This is a genomic window from Massilia phyllosphaerae (assembly GCF_034659755.1).
In the GTDB taxonomy this organism is placed as follows: Bacteria; Pseudomonadota; Gammaproteobacteria; order Burkholderiales; family Burkholderiaceae_D; genus Telluria; species Telluria phyllosphaerae.
Genome location: NZ_JAXSQX010000009.1, coordinates 157,313 through 183,190, shown reverse-complemented (window position 1 = coordinate 183,190; position 25,878 = coordinate 157,313). Strand labels below are relative to the sequence as shown.

The following is a 25,878-nucleotide window of genomic DNA, read 5'->3' as shown; positions in this document are numbered from 1 at the left end:
GCACTGATGCTCTTGCTCTCGCTGTGCTGGCTCTCCAGGTCCTGCGCCGCAACCATATTGACTTGATTGTTCGCAGCCAGCGTCACGTTGCGGCCGGCATTGACGTCGCTGGCGATGACGTTAATGTTGCCACTGCCCTCGCCGCCTTTCGCAACGATGCTGATGTCACGCCCCGCCGTGAGCGCGCTGCCGGTGTGCAGCATTTCGCTGATAGTGGTGGTCTGCACCGATTCCGAGTGCCCGGCAGTCAGGCTCAAACTGACGCTCAAACCGTCCTTCGCCTGCGCGGCCGCGTCCTTGACTGCCAGAGCCGCGGTGGCCGCCGCCATCGCCTGCACCCGCTTGTTATCGGTCGCCTGGACCGTCTGCTGCACGCTCTGCACCGACTGGATCGCATTCACGACGCTGCCGCCTACCCGCAATGAAATCGCGTCCTGCTCCACCCGCGTCTTGAACCTGGTGTCGATCTTGTCCTTGCCGGCATCGATCGTCACGTCCTTGGCCGCCAGGCCCATGTCGCGGCCGGCCGACATATCGGTGCCGCTGACCTTGATCGCGTTGCCGGCGTCGAGCGTCAGGTCGCCGCCGATCGAGCCGACCAGGCTGCGGGCCTGGCCGCTCTGGGTCACGGCGTCGCGGGTCTGGTCGGTGGTCGTGGTGCGCGTGCCGTAGCTGATGCCGAAGCCGCCGCCACCGCTCAGCAGGCCGCTCTGCTTCTGTTCGACGTGGTTCCACTCGCTGTTGGTGTCGATGGCCGCCGCGATGTTGATGTCCTTGCCAGCGGCCAGCTTGACGGTGTCGTCGCCCACCACGGCCGAGCCGGTAATGTTCAGGTCATTCCCCGCCTTCATCGACACCGTACCACCCGTCAGCGAGCTGGCGATCGAGGTCACCGCGTCGACCGTGTCGCGCGTGGTCGTCACCTTCTTCGACAGGAAACCGCTCTTCGACGTCTGGCTCGACTGGTCCAGCGAATAGGTCGCGGTGCCGGTCGTGATGTCGATGTTGTTGCCGGCGTTGACGCTCAAGCCGGTGCCGGCATCGACCTGCCCTGCCCTCACCGTCAGGTTATTGCCGGCGTCGAGCAGGACGCTGCCGGCGCCGTTGATCACCGTGCCTACCTCGCTCGTCGAACTCTCCTTGCGGTAGTTGTTGGCGTTCTTGACCGTATCGTCGCGCGCGGCGATGCCGACCGTACCCAGGTTCAGGTCGCGCAGCGCGCTGAGGGCCGTGCTGCCGCCGATGCCGGCGTTGCTGATGTCGGCCGCCGCCAGGTTGATGTCGCGCCCTGCCGAGACCAGCAAGCTGCTGCCCGCGCCTGTGCCGGTGACCGACAAGCCGGTCACCTTGTCGAGGGTGGTGCTGTCGGTACCGGAGCGCGTCGTCCCGAGGCTGACCGAGGTCGTGGTCGTGCGCAGGTTGATGTCGCGGCCGGCCGAGGCGATCAGGGAATTTTCGGCCGACAGGGTGTTGCCGATATTATTGATGTCGTTACCGGCGCGCAGCTGCAGCGTGCCGGCCTGACTGCTGGCGGCAAGGATGTTGAGGTCGGTACCGGCCTTGAGCGCCATCGTGCCGCCCGCGCTCAGCTGCACCTGGCGGTCGGCCGACAGGTCGCTGTCCTTCGCCGCGGACAGGTTCAGGTTGCGCTGGGCGATCAGGGCGCTGGTGCCCGCCGCGGCGTTGTTGCTGACGATGCTGCCGGACAGGTTGATGTCGCCGCCGGCCGTCGCCAGAAAAGTGCCCTGGCCGTTCGCGTTGCCGGTGACGTAGAGTCCGGCCACGCGGCCCGCCAGCGATTCGGTCCAGCCGTCGCGTGCAATGTTCGCCGTGCCTGCCGCGCTGTTGATGTCGCGTCCCGCATCGATGATCAGCGAGGTATTGGCCGAGATCGTGCCGCTGATGTTGTTGAGATCGTTTCGCGCCTGCAGGGTCACGTCGTCGCCGTGGATGCGTCCGCTCAGGTTGTTGATGTTCTCGGCCGAGATGTTCACGACCTGGCGCCCGGCGATGGTGCCGCTGTTAGTGAGGTCGCCGCTCAGCGCGATGTTCACTTCCTTACCCGACAGCAATGCGCCGGAACCGTCGAGGTCGCCTTCACGCACACGCACGTAAACTTGTGGCACCAGGACTTTCTGGGTGCTGCCGTCGGCCAGCGTCACCTCCTGTTCGACCAGCCACACGATGTCGCTGGTCAGGGAGGCCATCTGGGCCGGCGTCAGGGCCACGCCCGGGCGCAGGTTCCAGGTCGTCGCGAACGACGCGGCCGCATCCATCAGCCCGCGGTATTGCTGTTCGTCGCTGGTGTAGTCGCCGCTGTAGCGGTAGCCCGTCAGCGCCGTCATCTGCTCGCGCACCAGTTGCTGCTCGTAGAAGCCGTCGCCCAGGCGTTTTTGCGTCACGGTGGGGTCGGTCGGCACTTTGCTGGTGAGGTAATCCGCGCTGGTCCATGCGCGGTAGTCGGCGAAGCGCGGATCGGTCTGCACCAGGTAGGTCGCCGACGGCGCCGGCGTCACCTGGTACAGGCTTGCATTCGGCACGACCGCGGCCTCGGTGCTGGTACGGACTACTTCCGCAGTGGCGCCGGGACTGGCCAACGGCACTTGCACGATGTCGCGCACGTTCGGCGTCGGCGTGCCCGGTTTCGGACCGCTGGCGGGCGTCGCGGGGGCCGGCGCAGCACCGGTTCCGCCCGTACCCGTGGGGGCCGGGGTGGATGGTGACGACGGTGCTGTCACGCTGCCGCCGGATGCATTGCCGCTTGCAGGAATCGCACCGGCGCCAGCCGTGCCCGCAAGGACCGGCGCGGCCGGTAACGACGGTACCGTCACGCTGACCTTGGCGTCGTTGCCGCTCGTAGGCGGCGCACCGGCGCCGTTGGCCCCGCCGAGGACCGGCGTGGACGGCAGCGACGGTACCGTTACGCCGACATGGGCGTCAGCGCCGGCCGCCGGGATCGCACCGGTGCCGTTCGTGCCTGGAAGGAAGGGCGTCGACGGCAGCGACGGTGCCGTCACGCCGACATGCGCATCGGCGCCGGTCGCAGGGATGGCACCGGTGCCGTTCGTCCCCCCAAGGACCGGCGTCGACGGCAGCGATGGTGCCGTCACGCCGACAGTCGATTCATTGACGGCTGCAGCAAGCGCACCTGTGCTGCCCGTCACGGCCACGCCGGTGACGCTGGACGCCAGGCCGGCTTCCTTGCGGTCGCCGATGGCGGTCCTGGTTGGCGCACTCCCAGGCTGGCCGACGGCGCCGATGCCGCCGGCGGTGTCGATCGCCGCCGTGCTGCGGATGCCGCCGGCGCCCGCCACGGTGCCGGTCTCACCCGCGCTTTTCCTGGTCCCGATGGCGATGGCGCCGATCGACGCGCTGTGCCCATCGATGGCGGCGCCGCTCGCATTGGCGACCGGACCGGCGGCGCCGATACCGCCCACCGCGCCGACACTGCCCACCGTGCCGACGTCCCGGGTGCCGGCCAGGACTGCGCCGGCGGCTTCACGGGTCACCCCTTGCAGCGGACCGGTCTGGGCCGCGGCGCCGAGATGCGCGCTGCCGGCGGCGGCATTGCTGGCCGTCGCCGCCGACGCCTGCTGACCATTGACGCTGCCGGCAACGGTCGACGCCGACGGGCCGGCGACCGCAACCTGGGCCGACTGGCTCACTGCTGCCGCACTGGCGGCGCTGGTGCTGCCGGTGAAGCCGATCCCCGCCTTTGCCGCCGGCGCGCTCGATGGTGTGTGCTGGAAGGTAAAGCCGCCGGCATTGTCGATCACGACGTCCGGATTTTCCCAAGACGTGGTCCAGTTGGTGGGCGTGTCGAAATAACCAGGCTTGAGATCCAATGCACCGTGAAATTCGCGATGGTCGATGGTCCCGTGCTCGCGCACCACGGTCTTGCTGGCGGTGGACTCGTTGGTCAGCGCGCCGGCGGTGATGTTGAGCGCCTGCCCGGCAACGATCTGGCTGTTCTGATTCAGCACCGCGTCCGTGGCCAGGGTCAGGTTGGCGCCCGCAGCCAGCACGCCCGGGGCCGACGACTGCACGATGGTCGAGGCGGTGCTGCGGTAAGTCGTGTGGATTTCGTAGTCGGTGTAGCGGGCGGTCGGCGTCACCAGCACATAGTGGTTGTAGACCTTGGTGTCCATCTCGAGGTGGGCACCGCTTTCCGGGCTGTACGGCGTGTCGCCGACAAAGTACTCGGTGATCATGACCGACGGGCCGAACTCCCCTGCCGTTGCGCTGAAGTGGTTGTTCAAGACATCGGCGCGCGCTGCACCGATCGTCATGTTCCCCAAGGCTTCGATCGTCGCACTCGCATTGCTCAGGCTCCCCATCCAGCCGACGGCGTCGCGGTTGCCGTCCAGGCTGCCGCCGATGCGCATGTCGCCGCCGCTGAAGATCAGCGCATGCTCGCGGTTGCTGATGGTAGACGCGCCCAGTGCCAGGTAGCCGCGCGCGGCGATGGTGCCGGCCACGCCGTTCTCGACGTCGTTGACCACGCTGCCGGCGCCGATGCCGATCCGGTCGCCGTAGATGCGTCCGGTGCCCACGTTGGTCAGCGTGTTGGTGTCGATATCGGTATAGATGCCGTCGATGACGCCGCGGTTGGTCAGCCAGCCGGCGTTGATGCGGGTGCTGCCGCCATTGATGTCGCCGCTGGCGGCGTTATCCAGGCTGGCCGCGTTCAGTGACAGGATGCCGCCCGCCTGCAGCTTGCCCGCATTCGACAAACCGCCGCCCAGGCTCAGCGTGACGTTGCGGTTGCCGATCAGCTCCGTTCCCGCTTCCAGCGTGTAGCCGCCCGCCAGGTCGATGTGCATGTCCTGCTGCGACAGCACGCGTCCGGCACCGCCGAGCGAAGCCGCGCGGATCGCCGTCATCTGCCCGCCGATCAGCGTGCCGCCGGCGTTATCGATGGCGAGGGCACGGCCGGTCCCCGTGTCCAGGATCGACAGGCTGTTCATGGCGCTCATCAGGCCGGCGCTGTTGGCGGCGGTGCCGGCGCTGCTGATGGTGAGGTTGTTGTTGGCGCGCAGCGCGCCGCCGCTGTTGTTCAGGTCCGTGGCGTTCAGGCTCAGGTCACCGCCTTCGATACCCTGGTTGCCGCCTTGGGTGGCGCGGTTGTCGATGGCGCCCGCGTTCAGCGCCAGCACCTGGCCGGCACGCAGCAAGCCCGCGTAATTCACGATCGTGCCGCCACGAACGTCGACACCGAGACCGCCGACGGCCTGGATGCTGCCGCCCTGGTTGTTCAAGCCGCCGGCAGTGAAGCTGACGCCACCCATGCCGGCAATCTCGCCGCCGGTGTTGGTCAGGTAGGCGGTGCTGCCGGACAGCTGGCCGCCGCCGGCCAGGAAGCCGGCCGAGTTGTCGAGGTTGCCGGTGTACAGCGTGGTGACGGTGCCGCCGGTAATGCCGCCGCTGTAGCCGGACTTGATCGTACCGTATGCGGCGGCATTGGTGTTGACCAGCGACTGGCCATGGGTATCGACGACCAGGGTGGTGCCCGACTGGACCCGGCCGCCGTCGTTGTTCAGCGCACCGCTCTGCAGGTTGGCGGCGCCGGTCGCGGCGATGGTGCCGCGGGCATTGTCCAGGCCCTGGCCGCGGGTGTCGATGTCGATGTCGCGTGCGGCGACGAGGCCGGCGCCGTTGGCCAGGCCGCCATTGGTCATGGCGACCGTGCCCGCGGCCTGGATCTGGCCGCCGCTATTGGTCGTCGTGCCCGTGCTGCCCAGCGTCAGGTTGCCGCCGGTCGAGACCAGTTTGCCGGCGCTGTTGTCCAGGTTCGCGGCGGTGGCGGCCAGGTCGCCACTTGCTGCCAGCGTGCCGCCGGTGTTCGACAGCTGGCCGCCGGTGTTGAGGGTCATGGCGCCGGCCGCGGTGGCGCTGCCGTAGCGGTTGTCGATGCTGCCTGCCGACAGCACGCCGTTGCCGCCGGCCGCGATCGAGCCGCCGCTGTTGGCGAGCCTGCCGCCCACGTTCAGGTTCAGGTCGGCCGTGCCGCCTGCCTGCAACACGCCCCCGCTGTTGTCGAGCGCGCCGGCGGCGACGGTGGTGCTGCCGTTGCTGCCGATGCGGCCGCCGGCGTTGTTCAGGGCGTTGGCAATCGTGATGCCGCCCTGGCCCGTGCCGAGCTGGATGATCGTGCCGCCGGCGTTGTCCAGCGTGGCGGCGCTGATGGCCACCTGCTGCGCCGACAGGCCGCCGTTGCGGTGGTCGATGTCGCTGGCGTGCAGCGACAGGCTGCCGTTGCCGGTGACGCTGCCGTCGTGGCCGTCGAAACGGCCGGCGTCGATGGCGAGCGCGCCCTTGCCGGCGTGGGTGATGGTGCCGCCCGCGTTTGCCAGCGTGCCGGCGCGCAGCGTCAGGTTGCGGCTATTGACCGCGATCGTGCCGCCGCTGTTGTCGAGGGTGCCGCTGGTGTCCAGCAGCGCATCACCGCTGCCAAGCTGGACGATCCTGCCCGCCGCATTGGCCAGGTTGGCCACTTGCGCCTGCAACTGGTTGGCCTGGACGTCGCCGCCGACGTTAATCCAGGTTTGCGCAGCGTTCTGGCTGGCGCTCAGCGCCAACGTGCCGGTGGTGAGCGTGGCGCCGCGGGTGTCGATATTGCCTCTGGCGGCCGTCAGCGCCATGTTGGCGGCGCGGGCCTGGCTGCCCGCCAGATTGACCGCTGCACCCGACAAGTCGGCATTGCCGCCGGCGAGCAGCTGGCCGCCGGCGCGCAGGGTCTGCGCGGTCGTGACCGCAAGCTTGCCGCCGCTGCCGAGCGACCCGTCGGCACGGATGCCGGCCCCCAGCAGGCTGCCGGCGCCAGCGTCCAGGCTGGCCGCGTTCACCGTAAGGTCGCCCCCGGCCGCGATCACGCCGCCGCCGTCGACGGCGCCGGATGCGGCCAGGGTCTGGCTGCCGGCCGCGAACAGGCTGCCGCCATTGTCGACGTCGCGCGCCGTGGTGGACAGGTTGTGGCCGGCGAAGACGCTGCCGCCGTCGTTGCGCAGGTCGCGCACGCGCAGGGTCACGTCGCCTGCCAGGCCCTGGATCTTGCCGCCGTCGTTGACGAGGTCCGCGCCGCCGTCGATGCGCACGTTGGCGGCGGCCGCCAGCATGCCCAGGGTATTGTCGATGCTGGATGCGCTCAGGCCGAGACTGCCGTTGGCTGCCGTGATGCGCCCGCCGCTGTTGTCGAGCGCGGACACGGTCAGCGCCATGTCGCCGCTGCCGTTCTGGACGATGGCGCCGCCCGCGTTGTCCAGTGTCGATACCGCCAGCGATACCTGCATGCCGCCGAGTTCGCCGTGGCGGTTGGCCAGGGCGGCGCCGGACAGGCGCAGTTCCCCGGCGCTGCTCAGCACCGCGCCGCCCGTGTCGAGCGTACCGGTGCCGGCATCCACGATGATGCTGGCGCCCGCCGTCAGCACACGCGCCGCGTCGCCGCTGTAGGTGCGCGACAAGTCGATGCCGGTACCGCGCAGCGTCACGCCGCCCGCCGCCAGCTTGTCGCCGCCGGCCTTCAGGACGCCGTCGCTGGTGAGCGCCAGGTTGCCGCTGCCGCCCAGGCTGCCGTCGGCGCGCATGCCGGCACCGAACAGGCCATTGCTGTCGATGCGGCCCGCATGCACGTCCAGGTTGCCCAGCGCCGCGATCGAGCCGCCGCCGTGCAGCAGGCCGCCGGCAGCGAGCGTCTGGTTGGCGCCGGCGTAGACCAGGCCGTCGTTGGCGAGCTCGCCGCTTACGGCAAGGCGGACGTCGCCGCCCGCGCTCACCTCGCCACTGCTGGCCAGGCTGGCCGCGTCGACGCTCAAGCTGCCGCTGGTCGCGCGCATCAGGCCATTGCCGTTGTCGAGCGCGCCGCCACCGACGCGCAAGCCGCTGCCGCCGGCGATGACGCCGGCCTGGTTGTGCAGCGCCGCCGTGGCGACGACGTCCCCGGCCGCCGCCGAATTGATGCGACCGCCCGCGTTGTCGAGGGTGTTCGCGCGGACGGTCAACGTGCCGCTGCCGGCGTGCTGGATGGTGCCGCCCGCATTGTCCAGGGTCGTGGTATCGATGCGCAGATTGGCGCTGTTCAAGCCGATCCAGCCGTCCCTGTTGTCCAGCGTGCCGGCCGCCAGCGCGGTATCGCCGCTGCCGCTCTGCGCGATCGTGCCGCGGGTGTTGTCGATACTGCCGGCCGACAGCGCCAGCCGGCCGGCGCTCAGGATGCCGTCGGTGTTGACCAGCGCGCCGGCGACCGCGATGGCCAGGGTGCCGGTGGTCGCGACCTGGGCATCGCCGCCGGTAACGACGTCGCCCCCGGTGGCGCTCAGGCTGACGTTGGCGCCGCCGGTCTGGCCGCCGGCCAGGTCGATGGCGCCGCCGCGGATGGCGACGTCGCCGCCGGCCAGGTTTTGCCCGCGGGCCTGGGCCAGGCCTTGCGTTTCGACGCTCAATTTGCCGCTGGCCAGCAGCGTGCCGTCGGCGCGCATGCCCGCGCCCAGCAGCGCGCGCGCGTTGCCGGACAGGCTGGCGGCGACGACGGTGGTGTCGCCCTGCGCCGCGATGATGCCGCCGTTGTCGACGCTACCGGTGGCGCTCAAGGTCTGGCTGCCGGCCGCGTACAGGCTGCCGCTGTTGGCGAGCGTGCCTGCGTGGGTGTCCAGGTTGCCGGCCGCGTAGACGCTGCCGCCGCTGCCGTTGGCGATGGCGCCGGCCGCCAGCGTCACGTTGCCGCCGGCGCCGCGGATCTCGCCGCCCGTGTTGTCGAGCGCGCTGGCGGCCAGCGCCACGTTAGACGCCGCCAGTAATGCCCCGGCGCTGTTGGTCAGCGTGGTGGCCGACAGGTCCAGGCTGCCGGCGGCCGCGGCGATGCGTCCGTTCGTGTTGTCCACGGCGCCCATTTGCAGGTGCAGGTCGCCGGCCCCGTGTTGCACGATGTCGCCGGCGCGGTTGTCCAGGCTGGCCGCGCCGAGCGTAATCTTGCCGGCGTCGAGAATGCCGCCGCTGTTGCGCAGCGCGCCGGCAGCGCTGATGGCAAGGGTGCCGCCGGCCTTGACCAGTGCACCCGTACCGGTATCGATGCCGTCTGCGCTCGCTTCGAGCGTGATGTTGCGAGCCGCCGTCTCGCCCCCGGACAGGTCGATGCGCGCGGCGCGCAGGGAGGCGTCGCCGGCAGCCACGTTCTGGCCGCTGGCCGTGATGCCGTGCGCACTGGTCACGTGCAGGTTGCCGCCGGCCGTGAAGCTGCCGGCAGCGTCCACGCCGGCCGCCAGCAGGCCGCTGCTCTGCACGCTGCCGGCGCCGATGTCGACATCGCCCAGCGCTGCGATCGACCCGGTGCTGCGCAGCGCGCCGCCCACGTCCAGACCGAGCGCTGCGCCGGCGTACAGCAGGCCTTCGTTGCTCAGGTCACCACTGGTCTCCAGGCGCATGGCGCCGCCGGCGCTGGTTTCGCCATCGCCGTTGGCGAAGCTGGCCGCATCCAGCGTCAACGCGCCGGTCTTGGCCTGCAGCAGGCCGCCCCCGTTGGCGATGGCGCCACCCCTGAGGTGCAGGTCGGTGGCGGCGGCAAGCACGCCGTTGAGGTTGTCGAAGCTGGCGGCGGCGCCGACGTCCGCCGCGCCGCTCGAGATGATGCGGCCGCCGCCATTGGCCAGGGTACCGGCGTCGATCGCCAGTGTGCCGCTGCCCGCATGTTCGATGCGGCCGCCCGCGTTGTCCAGCGAAGCCGCACCGATGTGCAGGTTGCCGCTGTTGACTGCGAGGCGTCCGCCGCGGTTGTCCAGTGCGGTGGTATCGATGACGGTGTCGCCGCTGCCGGTCTGCAGGATGGTGCCGCCGGCGTTGTGGATGCCGGATGCCCGCAGGTCGAGCTGGCCGGCGCTGAGGGCGCCGCCGGTGTTGACCAGCCCACCCGCATGGGCATCGATGGCGAGGGTGCCGGTTGTCGCCACCAGCGCGCGGCTGGTATCGACCTGGCCGGCGTTCGCGTCCAGTCGAATGGCGCTGCCGCTGGTTTCGCTGCCCGCCAGGTCGAGCGTGCCGGCGCTGAAGGCGGCATCGCCGGCAGCCAGGTTGGTGCCGCCGGCGCGCAGGGCACCGCTGCTCGTCACCGACAGATCGCCGGCCACCGCCAGGCTGCCGTCGGCGCGTACGCCGGCGCCCAGCAAGCCGCTGGCGGCCACGCTGGCGGCGCTGACCGTCGTGTTGCCCTGGGCCGCGAGGACGCCGCTGCTGATCAAGGCGCCACTGGCCGTGACGGCCTGGTTGCCGCCGGCGTAGATGCTGCCGCCGTTGGCGATGTCGCGTGCGTGCGCCGTCAGGTCGTTTCCGGCGAAGACGGTGCCGCCATTGTTCTGGAGGTCGCGGATGGCCAGCGTCAGCTTGCCCCCGGCGGCGCGCAGATCGCCGGCCGTGTTATCGACGTCGGCTCCGTCGAGCGCGAGATCGCGGGCCGCCTGCAGCAAGCCATCGCGGTTGCCGACATTGCCGGCATTCAGTAGCAGGCTGCCGCTCAGTGCGGCCACCTGCCCGCTCGTATTGTCGAGCGCACCGGCGGCCACGCGCATGTCGCCGCTGCCGCGCTGGAGGATGATGCCGGCAGCGTTGTCGAGGCGGCTGGCGGCGAGCGTCACGCTGCCACCGTCCAGCCGGCCGCCGCTGTTGTCGGCGTGGCCGGCCGTCAGCGTCAGCCCGGCGCTCGCCGTGACGGCGGCGCCGCGCGTGAGGAGCTCGGCGCTGCCGCTGTCCAGGGTGACGTTGACCCCGGCCGTATCGCTGTGCGAAAGGTCGATCGCGCCGCCCTGGAAGACCAGGTCGCCGCCGGCGACGTTCTGGCCGGCGGCGGCGATGGTACCCGCGCTGACGCGCAATGCGCCGCCCGTGCTCACCCTGCCGTCCGCATCGAGACCGGCGCCGAGCAGGCCGCTGCTGTTCACGTTGCGGGCCACGATCGTGGTGTCGCCTAGCGACGCAATGGCGCCGCCGTTGGCCAGCGTACCGCCGATGGCCAGGCTCTGGGCACCGCCGGCGTACAGCAAGCCGTCGCTGCGCAGGTCGCCGCCGAGGCTGACCTGCAGGTCGCCGCCCGCGCTCAATTCGCCATCGGCGTTGAGCAGGCTTGCACCATCGACGGCCAGCGCCCCGGCCGAAGCGCGCAGCAGCCCGCCGCTGTTGTCGATGGCGCCGGCGGACAAGCGCAAGCCAGCGGCCGCGCTGGCGACGCCGTTCGTATTGTCGAGGGTACCGGTGGCGGCGACGATCGCACTGCCCGCCGAACTGATGCGTCCGGAACGGTTGTCGACCGGACCGGCGTGCACGTCAAGCGTGCCGGCACCGGCATGCTCGAGGCGGCCGCCGGCATTGCGCAGCGCGGCCGCATCCAGGCTCAGGTTGCGGCTGTTGACGGCAAGGCGGCCGCCCGTGTTGTCCAGCAGGCCGGTGCGGATGGCGGTGTCGCCGCCGCCGGTTTGCAGGATGGTGCCGGACGTGTTGTCCAGGTTGCCGGCCCGCAGGTCGAGCTGGCCCGCGCTCAGTACACCGCCGTGATTGGCCAGCGTCCCGGTGGCGGCCGCGCTCAGCGTACCGGCCGTGCTGACCAGGGCGGCGCCGGTATCGATGCCGCCGCCAGTGGCCGACAGCGCGACGTTGGCGGCCGTGATGTCGCTGCCGGCCAGGTCGAGCGCGGCGCCCGCCAGGCTGGCGTTGCCGGCGGCGACGTTGCGCCCGTCCGATTGCAGCACGCCGCTGGTATTCACCGTCAGCGCGCCGCTGCCCGCGAGTACCCCGTCGGCGCTCAGGCCGGCGCCCATCACGTGGCTGTTGGCCAGGCTGGCCGCGGTGATCGTGGTATCGCGACCGGCCGCGATGACGCCGCGGTTGACGACGCTGCCGCTGGCGGCCAGGGTCTGCGCCCCCGCCGCATACAGGCTGCCGCTGTTGTCGACGTTGCGGGCACTGGTCGTCAGGCCAGCACCGGCAAAGACCGCACCGCCGTCGTTGGACAGGTCGCGCAGCGCCAGCGTGACGCCGCCGCTTGCCGAGCGGATCTGGCCGCCGCGGTTGACTACGTCGGCCGCCGCGATGGCCAGGCCCTGGGCGCCGGCGATGGTACCGCCCGCGTTGTTCAGGTCAGCGGCCTGGATGGCCAGCGTGCCGTCGCCGGCGATGCGGCCAGCGCTGTTGTCGAGCGCAGCGGCGTGCAGGTCGAGCTTGCCCTGCCCGGCCTGCAGGATCGCGCCGCCGGCGTTGTCGAGCGCGCCCACGGCGATATCGAGTGCGCGCGCGCTCAACTGGCCGCCGCCGTTGCGCAGGTCGCCGCCGTGCACGGCCAGGGTATCGGCAGCGTGGACGATGGCGCCGTGCGTATCGATGGCGCCGCCGCTGGTTGCCAGCGCGATGCTGCTTGCCGTCGAGGTACTGCCGGCCAGGTCGAGCGCACTGCCCTGCAGGGCCATGCTGCCGGCGGCCACGTTCTGGCCGGTTGCCGCCAGTTCGTCGCTCGCGTTCACAGTCAGGGAGCCGGAGCCGGCCAGCGCGCCTTGCGCGTCCAGGCCGGCACCCAGCAGGCCGCTGCTGTGCACACGGCTGGCGGCGATGGCGATGTCGCCCTGCGCCGCGATCGAACCGGCGTTTTCCAGCGTGCCGGCAACACCGAGCGTCAGCGTGCGGCCCGCGTACAGCGTGCCGTCGCTGTTGGCCAGGCTCGCTGCCGTGATGGCGGTGTCGCCACCGGCCGAAATGATGCCGCCGTTGACGACACTACCGCTCGCAACCAGGGTCTGCTTCCCTGCCGCGTACAGGCTGCCGCTGTTGTCGACGTTGCGGGCGTGTGTCGTCAGCTCCGCGCCGGCAAAGACCGCGCCACCGTCGTTGGACAGGTCGCGCAGCGCCAGCGTGACGCCGCCGCTTGCCGAGCGGATCTGGCCGCCGCGGTTGGCGACGTCGGCCGCCGCGATGGCCAGGCCCTGGGCGCCGGCGACGCTGCCGCCCGTGTTGTTCAGGTCAGCGGCCTGGATGGCCAGCGTGCCGTCGCCGGCGATGCGGCCAGCGCTGTTGTCGAGCGCAGCGGCGTGCAGGTCGAGCTTGCCCAGCCCGGCCTGCAGGATGGCGCCGCCGGCGTTGTCGAGCGCGCCCACGGCGATATCGAGTGTGCGCGCGCTCAACTGGCCGCCGCCGTTGCGCAGGTCGCCGCCGTGCACAGCCAGGGTATCGGCAGCGTGGACGATGGCGCCGTGCGTATCGATGGCGCCGCCGCTGGTTGCCAGCGCAATGCTGCTCGCCGTGGACGTGCTGCCGGCCAGGTCGAGCGCGCCGCCCTGCAGGGCCATGCTGCCGGCGGCGACGTTTTGGCCGGTTGCCGCCAGTTCGTCGCTCGCGTTCACGGCCAGCGATCCAGAACCCGTCAGTTGTCCCTGCGCGTCCAGGCCCGCGCCCAGCAGGCCGCTGCTGTGCACGCGGGCGGCGGCGATGGCGATGTCGCCTTGCGCCGCGATCGAGCCGGCGTTATCCAGCGTGCCGCCGACGCCGAGCGTCAAGGTGTGACCCGCATACAGCGTGCCATCACTATTTGTCAGGCTGGCCGCCGTGACGGCGGTGTCGCCACCGGCCGAGATGATGCCGCCGTTGACGACGCTGCCGCTCGCAACCAGGGTCTGCTTCTCTGCCGCGTACAGGCTGCCGCCGTTGTCGATGTTGCGGGCGCTGGTCGTCAGTCCCGCGCCGGCGAAGACCGCGCCGCCGCCGTTGGACAGGTCGCGCAGCGCCAGCGTGACGTCGCCGCTTGCCGAGCGAATTTGGCCGCCGCGGTTGGCGACGTCGGTTGCCGCGATGGCGAGGCCCTGGGCGCCGGCGACGCTGCCGCCCGTGTTGTTCAGGTCAGCGGCCTGGATGGCCAGTATGCCATCGCCGGCGATGCGGCCGGCGTTGTTGTCGAGCGCAGCGGTGTGCAGGTCGAGCCTGCCCTGTCCGGCCTGCAGGATGGCGCCGCCCGCGTTGTCGAGAGCGCCCACGGCGATACCGAGTGTGCGCGCGCTCAGCTGGCCGCCGCCGTTGCGCAGGTCGCCGCCGTGCACGGCCAGGGTATCGGCTGCGTAGACAGTGGCGCCGTGCGTATCGATGGCGCCGCCGCTGGTTGCCAGCGTAATGCTGCTTGCCGTCGAGGTACTGCCGGCCAAATCGAGCGCGCTGCCCTGCAGGGCCATGCCGCCGGCGACGACGTTCTGGCCGGTTGCCGCCAGTGTCTCGCTAGCGGTCACGGTGAGGGAGCCGGAACCGGCCAGCGCACCTTGCGCATCCAGGCCGGCGCCCAGCAGGCCGCTGCTGTGCACGCGGACGGCTGCAATGCTTGCCTCGCCTTGCGCCGCGATCGAGCCGGCGTTGTCCAGCGTGCCGGCGACATCGAGCGTCAGGGTGCGGCCTGCGTACAGCGTGCCGTCGCTGTTGGCCAGGTTTGCTGCCGTGATGGCGGTATCGCCACCGGCCGAAATGATGCCGCCGTTGACGACGCTGCCGCTCGCAGCCAGGGTCTGCTTCCCTGCCGCGTACAGGCTGCCGCCGTTGTCGACGTTGCGGGCGTGTGTCGTCAGCTCCGTGCCGGCGAAGACCGCGCCGCCGTCGTTGGACAGGTCGCGCAGCGCCAGCGTGACGCCGCCGCTTGCCGAGCGGATCTGGCCGCCGCGGTTGGCGACGTCGACCGCCGCGATGGCCAGGCCCTGGGCGCCGGCGACGCTGCCGCCCGTGTTGTTCAGGTCAGCGGCCTGGATCGCCAGCGTGCCGTCGCCGGCGATGCGGCCGGCGTTGTTGTCGAGCGCAGCGGCGTGCAGGTCGAGCCTGCCCTGCCCGGCCTGCAGGATGGCGCCGCCGGCGTTGTCGAACGCGCCCACGGCGATACCGAGCGTGCGTGCGCTCAACTGGCCGCCGCTATTGCGCAGGTCGCCGCCGTGCACGGCCAGGGTATCGGCAGCGTGGACGATGGCGCCGTGCGTATCGATGGCGCCGCCGCTGGTTGCCAGCGTGATGCTGCTGGCCGTCGACGTGCTGCCGGCCAGGTCGAGCGCACTGCCTTGCAGTGCCATGCTGCCGGCGGCCACGTTCTGGCCGGTCGCCGCCAGTGCCTCGCTCGCGTTCATGGCCAGTGATCCTGAGCCCGTCAGTTGTCCGTGCGCGTCCAAGCCGGCGCCCAGCAGGCCGCTGCTGTGCACACGGCTGGCGGCGATGGCGATGTCGCCCTGCGCCGCGATCGAGCCGGCGTTTTCCAACGTACCGGCGACATCGAGCCTCAGGTTGTGACCTGCGTACAGCGTGCCATCGGTGTCCAGCTTGCCCTCCAGCCGGGCCAGCAGGTCGCCGCCGGCACGCAATTCGCCGGCGTGGTTGGCAACCGTGCCGGCGCCCAGCGTGACGCTTCCCGCCGAGCGGACCAGGCCTGCGGTGTTGTCGAGCTGTCCCGCTTGCACAGCCAGGCTGCCGCCACCGGTGTGTTCGAGCTTGCCGGCCGTGTTCAGGATCGTGTCCGCGCGCAGGCTGGCATTGGTGCCGGCGACAACGATCCGCCCGTTGGTGTTGTTCAGGACCGATGCCGGCCCAGTCAGCTGCAGGGTGGCGTCGGCGCCGCCCACCTGTGCGATGCTGCCACCGCTGTTGTCGAGGAAGTTGGCCTGCAGCGCCAGTTGGCTGGCGACGACCTGGCCGCCGGCGTTGCGCCAGCCCTGCCCCGACGCCGCGTCGTTGCTGACCGCCAGCGTACCGCCGGTCGTCAGCCGCGCCGCACCGGTGTCGATGCTGCCGGTGCTGGCCACCAGCGCGATGTCGGCGGCCTGCATCTGGCTGTAGGACAGGTCGAGCGCCGTGCCGGAAACCGTGGCTGCGCCGGCCACCTGTAGCGCGCTGCGCGACAGGTCGACCGCCCCACCGGAGAGCGTGGCTGCGCCGCCCACCCGTACCTGGCTGCTCGACAGATCGAGCGCCGTGCCGGACAGCGTGGCCGCGCCGCCCACATGCACCTGGCCCTGCACCGTCAGCGCACCGCTGGTGGTAACGCGAAGCGCGCCGCCGCCGGCCACGCTGCCGTCGGCATGCAGGCCCGCGCCGAGCAGGCTGTCCGTGCGGCCGTCCAGGCTGGCTGCCGTGATGGTGGTGTCGCCCTGGGCGGCAATCATCCCATTGCCGGTCACGGCGCCGCTGACTGCCAGCGTCTGGTTGGCGCCGGCGTACAGGGCGCCGCTGTTGGCCAGGCTGGCGGCGTCGATGCGCAGGTTGCCGCCGGCGGCGACGCTGCCGCTACCGTTGTCGAGGGCGCCGACGACCAGCGTGCCGTCGCCATTGACGGCCTGGATCGTGCCGGCGTTGTTGCGCACATCGCCGGCATGCAGCGCCAGCGTGGTGCCGGCCAGGGTGCCGCCGCCGTTGTCGACGCTGCCGGCCAGCGCCAGGCCGGCGTCCAGCACCGCGCTGACGCGGCCCTGGCGGTTGTCGAGCGCTGCGGCCGACAGCGCCAGGCTGCCGCCGCTGGTGATCGCGCCCCCGGCGTTGTTCAGGCGCCCGCCCAGCGTCACGCCGGCCTCGCCGCTACCTGTCTGGGCGATCGTGCCGCCGCTGTTGTCGAGCGTATCGGCGTGAATGGCAAGCTGCCCCGCGCTGGTGTTGGCGCCGCGGTGGTCGAAGGCGGTGGCGGCAAGATCGAGCTTGCCGTTCGAGACGATGGTACCGCCCTGGCCGTCGATGCGGCCGGCCTCGATGGCGAGCAGGCCGCCGCCTGCATGGCTGACGGTGCCGCCGGCATTGACCAGCGCCTGCGCGTCCAGCGTCAGGTTGCCGCTGTTGGTGGCGATGCGCCCGAGCGTGTTGTCGATCCGACCCGGCAGGCGGATCGCCAGGTCGCCACTGCCACTCTGTGCGATGGCGCCGCTGACGTTGGACAGGCTGGCCGCCGTGAGCGCGAGCTGGCCGGCGCCGACGCTGGCGGCATCGGTACGCAGCGCACCGGCCGCGTTCAGGTCGAGCTGCCCCGCCACCGTAACGTGCGTGCCCGTCAGGTCCAGGTCGCCACCGCTCGCCGCCAGCGACATCGTGCCGGCTTGCAGCGTTGCGCCGGCGATGTCGAGCGTCCTGCCCGCCAGCGTGCTGGAAACACTTGCGAGCGCGCTGCCGTGCACGGCCACGACGTCGGTCGCGCGTACATCCAGGGCGCCCGCCGGGCCGAGGGTACCGTCGGCCTGCAGGCCGGCCGCCAGCAGCGAACCGGCACCGGTATCGATGCGTGACTGCGTCCCTTCGGCATGCAGACCCAGGTTGCCGGCCGCGCTGATCGCGCCACTGTTGCCGATGTTGCCGCTGCTGTTGACCTGCGCATCGGCGGCGGCGCGCACGGTGCCGCTGTTGACGATGTCGCCAGCCGTGGCGAGCGTCAGCTGTCCGGTCGCCTGCAGGGTCCCGCTGTTGGCGACCTTGCCCGCCGCGCCCACCGCCAGCGTGTCTGCCGCCTGCAGCGTGCCGCTGTTGGAGAGCCAGCCGTTCGCGTCGAGCGTCAGCCCGCCGGTCGAGGCCAGGGTGCCGGCGTTGCGCACACCCAGGCCCGCTTCGGTCCCGACCAGCATGATCTTCCCGGCGTACATGCCGCCCAGCGCCGCCACGTCCAGCGCGTAGGTGAGTCCCGGGCCCTCGGCGGCAACGGCGCCGGTCACGTTGTGGGCGGCGTCGAGCTGGTTGGCGCCGGTCACGACGCGCAGCTGTCGTGCCCAGATGCCGGCGTTGACCTCGAGTGCGCGCGCCAGGATCGCCGTGTAGTCGGCCTGCGAGGCGTCCAGGCCCTTGCCGCCGATCGTCACCACGCCGCGGCGGACCGCATAGCCTTCGAGGCTGCCGCCATTCATGAGCGGGGTGCCGGTGGTGAGCGTGACGCGGCTGGCGTTGATGAAGCCGCCGCCGTCGACCTTCAGGCCGGCCGGGTTGGCGATGACGACTTCTGCGCGCTGCCCGGCCACCTCGACGTAGCCCCCGAGCAGGCTCGGGTTGCTGGAATTGACTTCGTTGAGGATGACGCGCGCGCCGCCGTTGGCCAGGTTGCCGTTGCCGTGGACCCAGCCGCCGAGCTGGGTCTGGACATCGGTGCGGCTGTTGTTGAGGATGGCACCGCGGCTGTCGACGTCGAACTGGGTGTAGGTGTTGCGCGAGACGCCGGCCGCGCTCGGGGTCGCGATATCGACTTGCGGCACACCGCTGCTGGTTGACAGCACTGCCGGCCGCTGTGCGCCCGGGGCCGACGGGTCGCCCACGATCTGGGCCTGGACCGGCAATGCCGCCAGCTGGCCGAATGCCGCCAGCACGGCCAGGCACAGCGGCCGCCAGGAGGCGTGCGGCAAGCGTTTGCCCCAGACCGCACCGCCCGCGCCGCCCGCCGGCCCGGTCTCGCCGGCGGCGCTCTTGCCTTGCGAACCGGTGGTTTCGGCCACCACCATCAGCTGGCCACGGCGTTTATTGAAGACGATACGGTACAGGTGCTTGTTCATGCGAGCCTCGGGGTTTGGGAGGGGCGAATCATGGGCAGCGGTGAACGCTCACCGCCGCGGAAAAGCGGACAACTCAGTAACTGGCGGCGAGGTTGAAACCGTAGGTCGTGCGCGCGGTCTGGAAGTCGGCCGGCTTGTCGACCGGACGCCCGGCGAAGACCTCGTACTGCAGGCGCATCAGCTGGCCACGCAGGCCGATGGCGGCGCCGGTCAGATGGCGCGCCACCAGCGTCGGCGCGGTGCGTCCGCTGACGCGGCCGTGATCCAGGGCGAAGTAAATCTCGTGAGCCGAGCCGCCCGGCGCCAGCGCCAGTTCGTTGCGCAGCAGCCAGCCGTGGTCGGCCAGCAAACTGGTTTCGCCGTCGTAGCCACGCACGGTGTAACGCCCGCCGATCGCGAACCGGTCTTGCGGCAGCAGCGGCGCATGGCTGGTCTGGCCACGCCAGGTGGCGCTGTAGCGCAGGCCCTGGCCGGCCAGCTTGAAGGGCGCGCTCAGGTTCGCGTCGCCCAGCCACAGTCCGGCGCGCGAGCTGCCTTCACCGAATGCCTCTTCCGGCGCCCGCATGGCACCCTCCGCCCCGGTACCGCGGCGGTATTGCAGGTTCAGGTCGAGCGTCGCGGCGCCGAAGAATTCGCGATGGCCGATGCCCCGCTCCCAGCCCGCGGTGCGACGGCGCTGGACTTCCACTTCGGTGTCGTCGATGAAGTTCTTCGACGAGCGGCTCCAGCCGCGCAGCGACAGCGTGGTCTTGCGCGAGGCGTCGCGGTAGACCAGGCGCGCCAGCTTGATGTCACGATTGCGGTTTTCGCCGCTGTAGACGTAATCCCGGGTCAGGCCAGCGACGGTCTGGCGATAGCTGCTGTCGCTGCCCGTGGTGCTCAGCAGCCAATAGCCGAACGGGATCGAATAGTGGGCCACGAGGCCGTGGGTGCCGCCGCCGGCCCCGGGCTGGTCGAGGTTGCGGTTGAAACTGACGTAGAACAGGTCGTTCAACGTCCACCAATGGTCGTAGGACAGTGTGACAGTACCTTGGTGCTTGCCGGTGGCACGCGAGCCGCTGTCGTCGGCGCTCAGGCTCAGGCGCCAGGGGAAGCCCTGCTTCCAATGCACCACGAGGTCGCTTTCGCCCGGACGGGCATCACGGCCTTCCGCCGGCGCGATCTTGATGTCGGCATCGGCGGTGGGCACGCGTTTGAAGTTTTCGAGTGCCTGTTCGGTATCGCGCAGGTTGAGCAGGTCGCCCGGGGCGGCTGGCACCGCATTCCACTTGGTGGCGCGGCCGTCGGTACCCTCGGCGAAGCGCACGGCACGGATGCGGCCCGGTACGACGGTCAGCTGCAGCGTGCCGGACTTGATGTTCTGGGCCTCGGCCAGTACCCGCGTCGTCACATAGCCGCGCGCCAGGATCGCGTTCTGGACACGGTGCATGGCCAGGTTGATGCCCGCCATGCCGATGCAGTGGCCGGCGATCGGGTCGGCCTTGCCGTTGTCTTCGCGATCGACTGCCGCCAGCGCCCACTCGAACTGCGCGGCGCCCGCTCCTGCAAGCAGCACCCGGGTGATGTCGAAAACAGGGCTGCTCGCCGTCGGTGTAGCGGGCCGGATCGGCCGCCGCCGGCCGCTGCAGGCGCACGTCCGGCTCCTGCTCCTGCTGCTGGCGCACGCTGCGTTCACGCTCCTGTTGACGGAGGTATTCGAGGGTGTCGCGCTGGTCGGGTACGGTGGCAGCCGGGGGTTGGGGCTGCGGCACTTGCTGGGCCAGGGCCGCCGGTGCGATCGCGGCTGCGAGGGCGACACCGAGCGGCGGGAGGAGACGCCGTGACATTTAACTGCCTTATGCGAGTTATCAAACTGCGGCAAGTATAAGTGTCGTGTTTCCTTGTATCAATTAATATTGGATGAAGTCAATTTTTTACAACAGGTGCCGCGCTCGGTGTGACAATTGGTGAGAATGTCAAAAGATGATGATTGCAATGTTACGTATTTGACCGCTGACCCAACGCGCCTCGGGAGCAAACGGCTGCAGCCGATCCGCCAGGTAATCAAACCACGCTTTTGACCACGCCTCCATCCGCACGCAGGGCCGCGCCAGTGGTGGCGGACGCCAGCGGGCTGGCGACGTAGGCCACCAGCGAAGCGACTTCTTCCGGCGCGGCAAAGCGCTTGATGAGCGAGGTCGGACGTGCCTTCTCGAAGAATTCCTTTTCGCTCTGCTCGAACGACATGCCTTGCGCCTTGCCCATCGATTCGACCAGGTCCCTGACGCCGCGCGACTTGGTGGGTCCTGGAAGAATGCTGTTGACCGTGATGCCGGTGCCCGCCACCGCTTCGGCAAGGCCGCGCGACACCGCGAGCTGGGCGGTCTTGGTGGTGCCGTAGTGGATCATTTCGGTCGGGATCTGCATTGCGCTTTCGCTCGAAATGAAAATGATGCGGCCCCAGTTGCGCTGCCGCATCGATGGCAGGTACAGGCGCGCCAGGCGTACGCCGCCCAGCACGTTCACTTCGAAAAAGCGCATCCAGTCTTCGTCGGGGATGTCCTCGAACGGCTTCGCTTCGAAAATGCCGAGGTTGTTGCCCAGGATCTCGACATCCGGATACTGGCGCCCGAGTTCCTCGGCGGCGGCGGTGCCGAGATCGCCGGCGAAGCCGAGTACATCCGCACCAGTGGACGCTTTGATGTCCGTGATCGCCGTATCGACCGCCGCCCGGGTGCGCCCGTTCACGATCACACGCGCGCCTTCGCGTGCCAGCGCTTCGACGATGGCACGGCCGATGCCGGCGGTGCTGCCGGTGACCAGTGCGAGTTTGTTGGTGAGCTTGAGATCCACGATGTTCCTTTCCTGTCCGATGGCTGGTAGCGGATGACGTGGATGATTATGCAGCTTTTCCCGATGCGGGGCCGGTGTTCAGGGCATGGGCCTGTCGCCCAGGCTGCTGCGCAGCCAGTCGCGCCCGCGCGCATCCATCGCCTTGGCGATCACTGCTTCCGGCAGGCTGTAGACCGTGGCCCAGGTAGCGCGGCCATCGGGCGCATTCGACGGAAAGCTGGTGGTCTCGATCGGCCAGTGGTACTTGCGCTTCAGCGCGCGGACGATGGCCGCCAGCGTGACGCGGCCGCGCAGGGGTTCGGCGCCGGCCTGGTCGGCGTTGGACAGCAGGACAGCGAGCACGAGGCCGCGCGCGGTGCGCGGGCCGGGGAAGATGGGCGTTTTACTGGGCATGCCGGCATTGTAGCCGGGCCGTCAGTCCCTCGGCGCTTCGAGTGTGGCCAGGGCCTGGGCGATGCGTGATGCCGGCAGCATGTAGCGGCCGTACGCCATGCCCTGGATCGGCGGGATGTCGCGGTCGCGCACGAAGCCGATCGCCTCATACATGCGCAGCGCCGTCGCCATCACCGGGCTGGTATGCAGCACCACTGCCGGCGCGCCGGCGGTGCGCGCGCAGCGCAGGCAGGCCGCCATCAGCCGACGCCCGGTACCCTGCCCCCTCGCCTCGGGCGCCACCACCAGCATGCGCACCACCGACCACTCGGGCGGGAAGATCGCGCTGCGCGGCCCTCCCGGCGGCACGTGCAGCACGGCGCCGACGATGGCGTCGCCCTGCTCGGCTACCAACAGGTCGCCCTCATGCGCCAGGTCGCCCAGCCGGCCGATACGCTCGATGAAGGTTGGCCAGTCGTCGTAGTGCGCTTCGTACTGCGCAAAAGCAGCGCGTGCGACGGCATTGGCGCCGTCCGCGTCGCGGGGTTCGTAGCGTCGGATCATCAGGGTCATGCAGTCCTTTCCAGTGCAGTTCTTTCCATATCGGCCTTGTGCCACCACAGTTTCGGATTGTTGTCGGCCAGCTCGCGCAGCAGGTCCCATACCACTTTCACGCGGCGCAGCCGGTACAGGTCGGCCGGCGCGGCCAGCCAGAACGAGCGTTCGGCATAGAAGCCCGGCAGCACCTGTACCAGGCGCTCGTCGTCCATCACCGCATAAGGCGGCGCCATCATCAGGCCCATGCCGATCGCCGCCGCCTCGATCTGGGCGGTCATGCCGGAACAGCACAGGCGCCGCCGCGGCGTGAAGCCGAGTTCGTTCAGGTAGGACAGTTCGCGGCTGGCCAGGCGGTCCTGCACGTAATCGACGAAATCGTGGCGCTCGAGGTCGGCGTGCGTTTCGATCTTCGGGTGTTTTGCCAGGTAGGCCGGCGCGGCGTACAGGTAGAAGCGGAACGAGGCCAGCCGCGTGACCATGTAGCGCCCGGTGGATGGCGGATCGAGCATGACGCCGAGGTCGGCCTCGCGGTTGGCCAGGTTGGCGAAGCGCGGCAGCGCCAGCAGGTCGATCGACAGGTCGGGATGGTCTTCGAACAGCTTGACCAGCAGTGGCGCCACCACGCGCACGCCGAACACTTCGGGCACGCCCAGGCGCACCACCCCGTGGGCCGCGACCTCGGCCCCGCCGAGCTGCTCGGCCGCCGCCAGCGCCGCCCCTTCCATCGCCTCGGCGTGCGGCAGCAGCGCGCGCCCCATTTCAGTCAGTTCGTAGCCTTCGCGCGAGCGGTCGAACAGGGTGTTGCCGAGCTGGTGTTCGAGGCGGTCGATGCGGCGCGCCACCGTGGTGTGCTCGACCTCGATCCGGCGCGACGCGCCCGACAGCGTGCCGGCGCGTGCCAGTTCCAGGAAAAAACGCAGGTCAGTCCACTCGGGCAGGCTGTTCATGACAGGTTGTTCCTTATCAAGATGACACATTGTGCACTAGTGCACATTCCTGCTGCAAGGTTTTGGTGCTGCTATTTGTGCGTGCACAAAAACCACACAAGCGAGCTCGACAGTGCCCTTTCCCGCGTGCCCCCGGGCGGTGTATATGGCTGTGCAAATTTGCACACCCGGTGGGCGCGCTGTTGTCTATTCAACCAATCCCATCCGAGTCACACTGCGGTGCGTGCGAAAAAAAAGCATGACACCACAACAAAATCAGGAGACGTCCATGCGTGTTTGCAAGAAAAAAGCGCGGTTGCCCATGCGCGCAACCCGGCAGCACCTGCTGAGCCATTCCGCGGCTGCCCTGCTCGCCCTGTCCGGCGCCGCCGCCGGTACGGTCCATGCCCAGGATACCGGTGGTGCCGTCCCCGCCCCTGAAGGCAATGTCGAGAAAGTGGTCGTCACCGCACGCCGCCGCCAGGAAACCCTGCAGGACGTGCCGGTGTCGGTCACGGCGTACACCGCCGACCAGCTGTCCAAGCAGGGCATCCCGGACGTGGTCGCGCTCACCACCACGCTGCCGAACACCACCCTGAAGGCCTCGCGCGCCACCAATTCCACGCTGACCGCCTTCATCCGCGGCGTCGGCCAGGCCGACCCGCTGGCCGGCTTCGAATCCGGCGTCGGCATCTACCTCGACGACATCTACCTGGCCCGCCCGCAAGGCGCGGTGGCCGACATCTACGACGTCGAGCGCATCGAAGTGCTGCGCGGCCCGCAGGGCACGCTGTACGGCCGCAACACCATCGGCGGCGCCGTCAAGTACGTCACCCGCAGGCTGGCGCCGCAGACCGACGTGCGCCTGAAAGGCACGCTTGGCAACTACAAGGAACGCGACGGCGTCCTCACCGCCAGCACCCCGCTCAGCGACACGCTGCGCGTCGGCGGCACCATCGCCAAATTCAAGCACGATGGCTACGGCCGCAACCTGTTCAACGGCGCGCCCAACTACGACAAGGACCTGGCGGCGGCGCGCGTGTCGGCCGAATGGACGCCGACCCCGGACCTGTTCGTGCGTGTGGCCGCCGACCTGACCCAGGACGATTCGCATCCCAAGAATGGCCACCGCCTGATCGTCGGCCGCACCAGCGGTGCCCCGATCCTGTCCAACGTCTACGACACCCAGGCCGAGATGATGACGGCGCTCGGGCACGAGCAGCAAGTGCGCCAGCACGGCGTGTCGGCCACGGTCGAATGGAACGTCACCCCGGAGCTGACCTTCAAGTCGATCACCGCCCAGCGCCAGGACAAGTCGTACGCGCCGATCGACTTCGATTCCCTTCCCGTGGTCGACATGGAAGTGCCGGCGCTGTACACCAACAAGCAGTTCAGCCAGGAATTCAACCTGACCTACACCGGTCCCAAGATCCAGGGCGTGGCCGGCGTCTACTACATCGACGCCAACGCCTACAACAAGTTCGATACCATCCTGGCCGGCCTCGTGCCCACCAGCACCTTCACCAGCGGCGACATCGACACCAAGGCCTGGGCCGTGTATGCCGACGGCAGCTATAACCTGACCGACACGCTGCAGCTGTCGCTGGGCGGCCGCTACACCGTCGACAAGCGCGAAGCCGACATCTTCCGCCAGATCTACTTCGGCCTGGGCGGCACGCCGCAAATGGGTAACCCGGGCGCCATCCTGTTCCGCACCGACACCGATCTGCCGGGGCTCTCCCGCGAGGACAAGAAATTCACCCCGCGCATCGCCCTGAATTACAAGGCGACCCCTGACCAGAACGTCTACGCGTCCTACTCGAAAGGCTTCAAGGGCGGCGGCTTCGACCCGCGCCTGAACGTGGTCGGCACCCGCATCACGCAGGCGCAAGCCCGCGCCGGCTACCGTCCCGAAACCATCGGCACCGCGGAGCTGGGCCTGAAGTCCTCGTTCAACGGCGGCCGCATCACCACCAACACCGCCCTGTTCTACAGCGACTACAAGGACGTGCAGATCCCCGGTTCTGTGGCGATCGACACCAACGGCGACGGCCGCGACGACAGCTTCGCCGGCCTGACCACCAACGCCGGCAAGGCCAAGATCAAGGGCTTTGAATTCGAAGCGGTGGCGCACCTGACCCCGAATTTCTCGCTGGCCGGCATGTACAGCTACATTGACGCCAAGTACGACGAATACATCGTGGCCGGCGTCAACGTGGCCAACCAGCGCGTGTTCCAAAACACCCCCGCGCAACTCGGCCAACCTGCGCGCCACCTACGACATTCCGCTGCCGGTCGGCGGCGTGGGCGGCCGGCTGGCGCTGATCGGCAGCGCTTCCTACCGCGGCGCCACCAACCAGTTCGAGACCGTCTCGATCCTCGACCAGGAATCGTATTACCTGTACGACGCCAGCATGGTCTGGACCCGCGCCGACGGCAAGATCCGCGCCGGCCTGCACGGCAAGAACCTGAACGACAAGCACTACAAGACCGCCGGCTACCTGTTCCCGACGCTGGGCAACGAAGGCACGCTGACCGCCTTCTACGGCGCCCCGCGCACGGTGCAGGCGACGGTCGAGTACCGCTTCTGAAGCCCCGGCCATGAAGCGGCGTCCCGCCCGGTGCCCGAGATTTGAACCGGTGGCCTTGCACGCAGGGCCGCCATCGAAGGATTGTTTGAGCGTGCCTAATTTCATACC

The 25,878-nt window shown here is 69.9% G+C and carries 8 protein-coding genes; 2 read left to right on the top strand and 6 right to left on the bottom strand.

The window, feature by feature from the left end; genetic code table 11:
• On the bottom strand, positions 1-18,491 hold an 18,491-nt coding region (locus U1H99_RS27470; RefSeq protein ID WP_323144811.1), incomplete at its 3' end, for a two-partner secretion domain-containing protein.
• A 73-nt stretch (positions 18,492-18,564) separates the two neighbouring features.
• Positions 18,565-20,046, bottom strand: a complete 1,482-nt coding sequence (locus U1H99_RS27465; protein WP_323144810.1) for a ShlB/FhaC/HecB family hemolysin secretion/activation protein — start codon at positions 20,044-20,046, stop codon at positions 18,565-18,567.
• A 7-nt stretch (positions 20,047-20,053) separates the two neighbouring features.
• On the opposite strand from U1H99_RS27465, the gene U1H99_RS27460 reads away from it, so the two are divergent.
• Positions 20,054-20,314: a hypothetical protein gene (locus U1H99_RS27460; protein WP_323144809.1), complete on the top strand. Its 261-nt coding sequence runs from the start codon at positions 20,054-20,056 to the stop codon at positions 20,312-20,314.
• A gap of 220 nt (positions 20,315-20,534) precedes the next feature.
• Here the strand turns inward: U1H99_RS27460 and U1H99_RS27455 are convergent, their stop codons facing one another.
• The 4 genes from U1H99_RS27455 to U1H99_RS27440 form a co-directional block, all read right to left on the bottom strand.
• Positions 20,535-21,323 (bottom strand): SDR family NAD(P)-dependent oxidoreductase, encoded by a 789-nt coding sequence (locus tag U1H99_RS27455; protein WP_323144808.1) that lies wholly within the window; start codon positions 21,321-21,323, stop codon positions 20,535-20,537.
• A gap of 78 nt (positions 21,324-21,401) precedes the next feature.
• Positions 21,402-21,716 carry a hypothetical protein gene (locus U1H99_RS27450; RefSeq protein ID WP_141828871.1) on the bottom strand — a complete coding sequence of 105 codons (315 nt, stop codon included), beginning with the start codon at positions 21,714-21,716 and terminating at the stop codon, positions 21,402-21,404.
• Positions 21,717-21,737: 21 nt separating this feature from the next.
• Complete coding sequence (locus tag U1H99_RS27445) at positions 21,738-22,268, bottom strand: GNAT family N-acetyltransferase (protein WP_323144807.1); 531 nt, start codon at positions 22,266-22,268, stop codon at positions 21,738-21,740.
• Positions 22,265-23,200, bottom strand: coding sequence for a LysR family transcriptional regulator (locus tag U1H99_RS27440; protein WP_323144806.1), 936 nt, complete (start codon positions 23,198-23,200; stop codon positions 22,265-22,267). Before U1H99_RS27440 ends, U1H99_RS27445 begins: the two co-directional genes overlap by 4 nt.
• Positions 23,201-23,501: 301 nt before the next feature.
• Between U1H99_RS27440 and U1H99_RS27435 the strand changes: the two genes are divergently transcribed.
• A complete protein-coding gene (locus U1H99_RS27435; RefSeq protein ID WP_323144805.1) occupies positions 23,502-25,784 on the top strand; it encodes a TonB-dependent receptor in 2,283 nt (760 codons plus the stop codon).
• Positions 25,785-25,878: the final 94 nt, after the last annotated feature.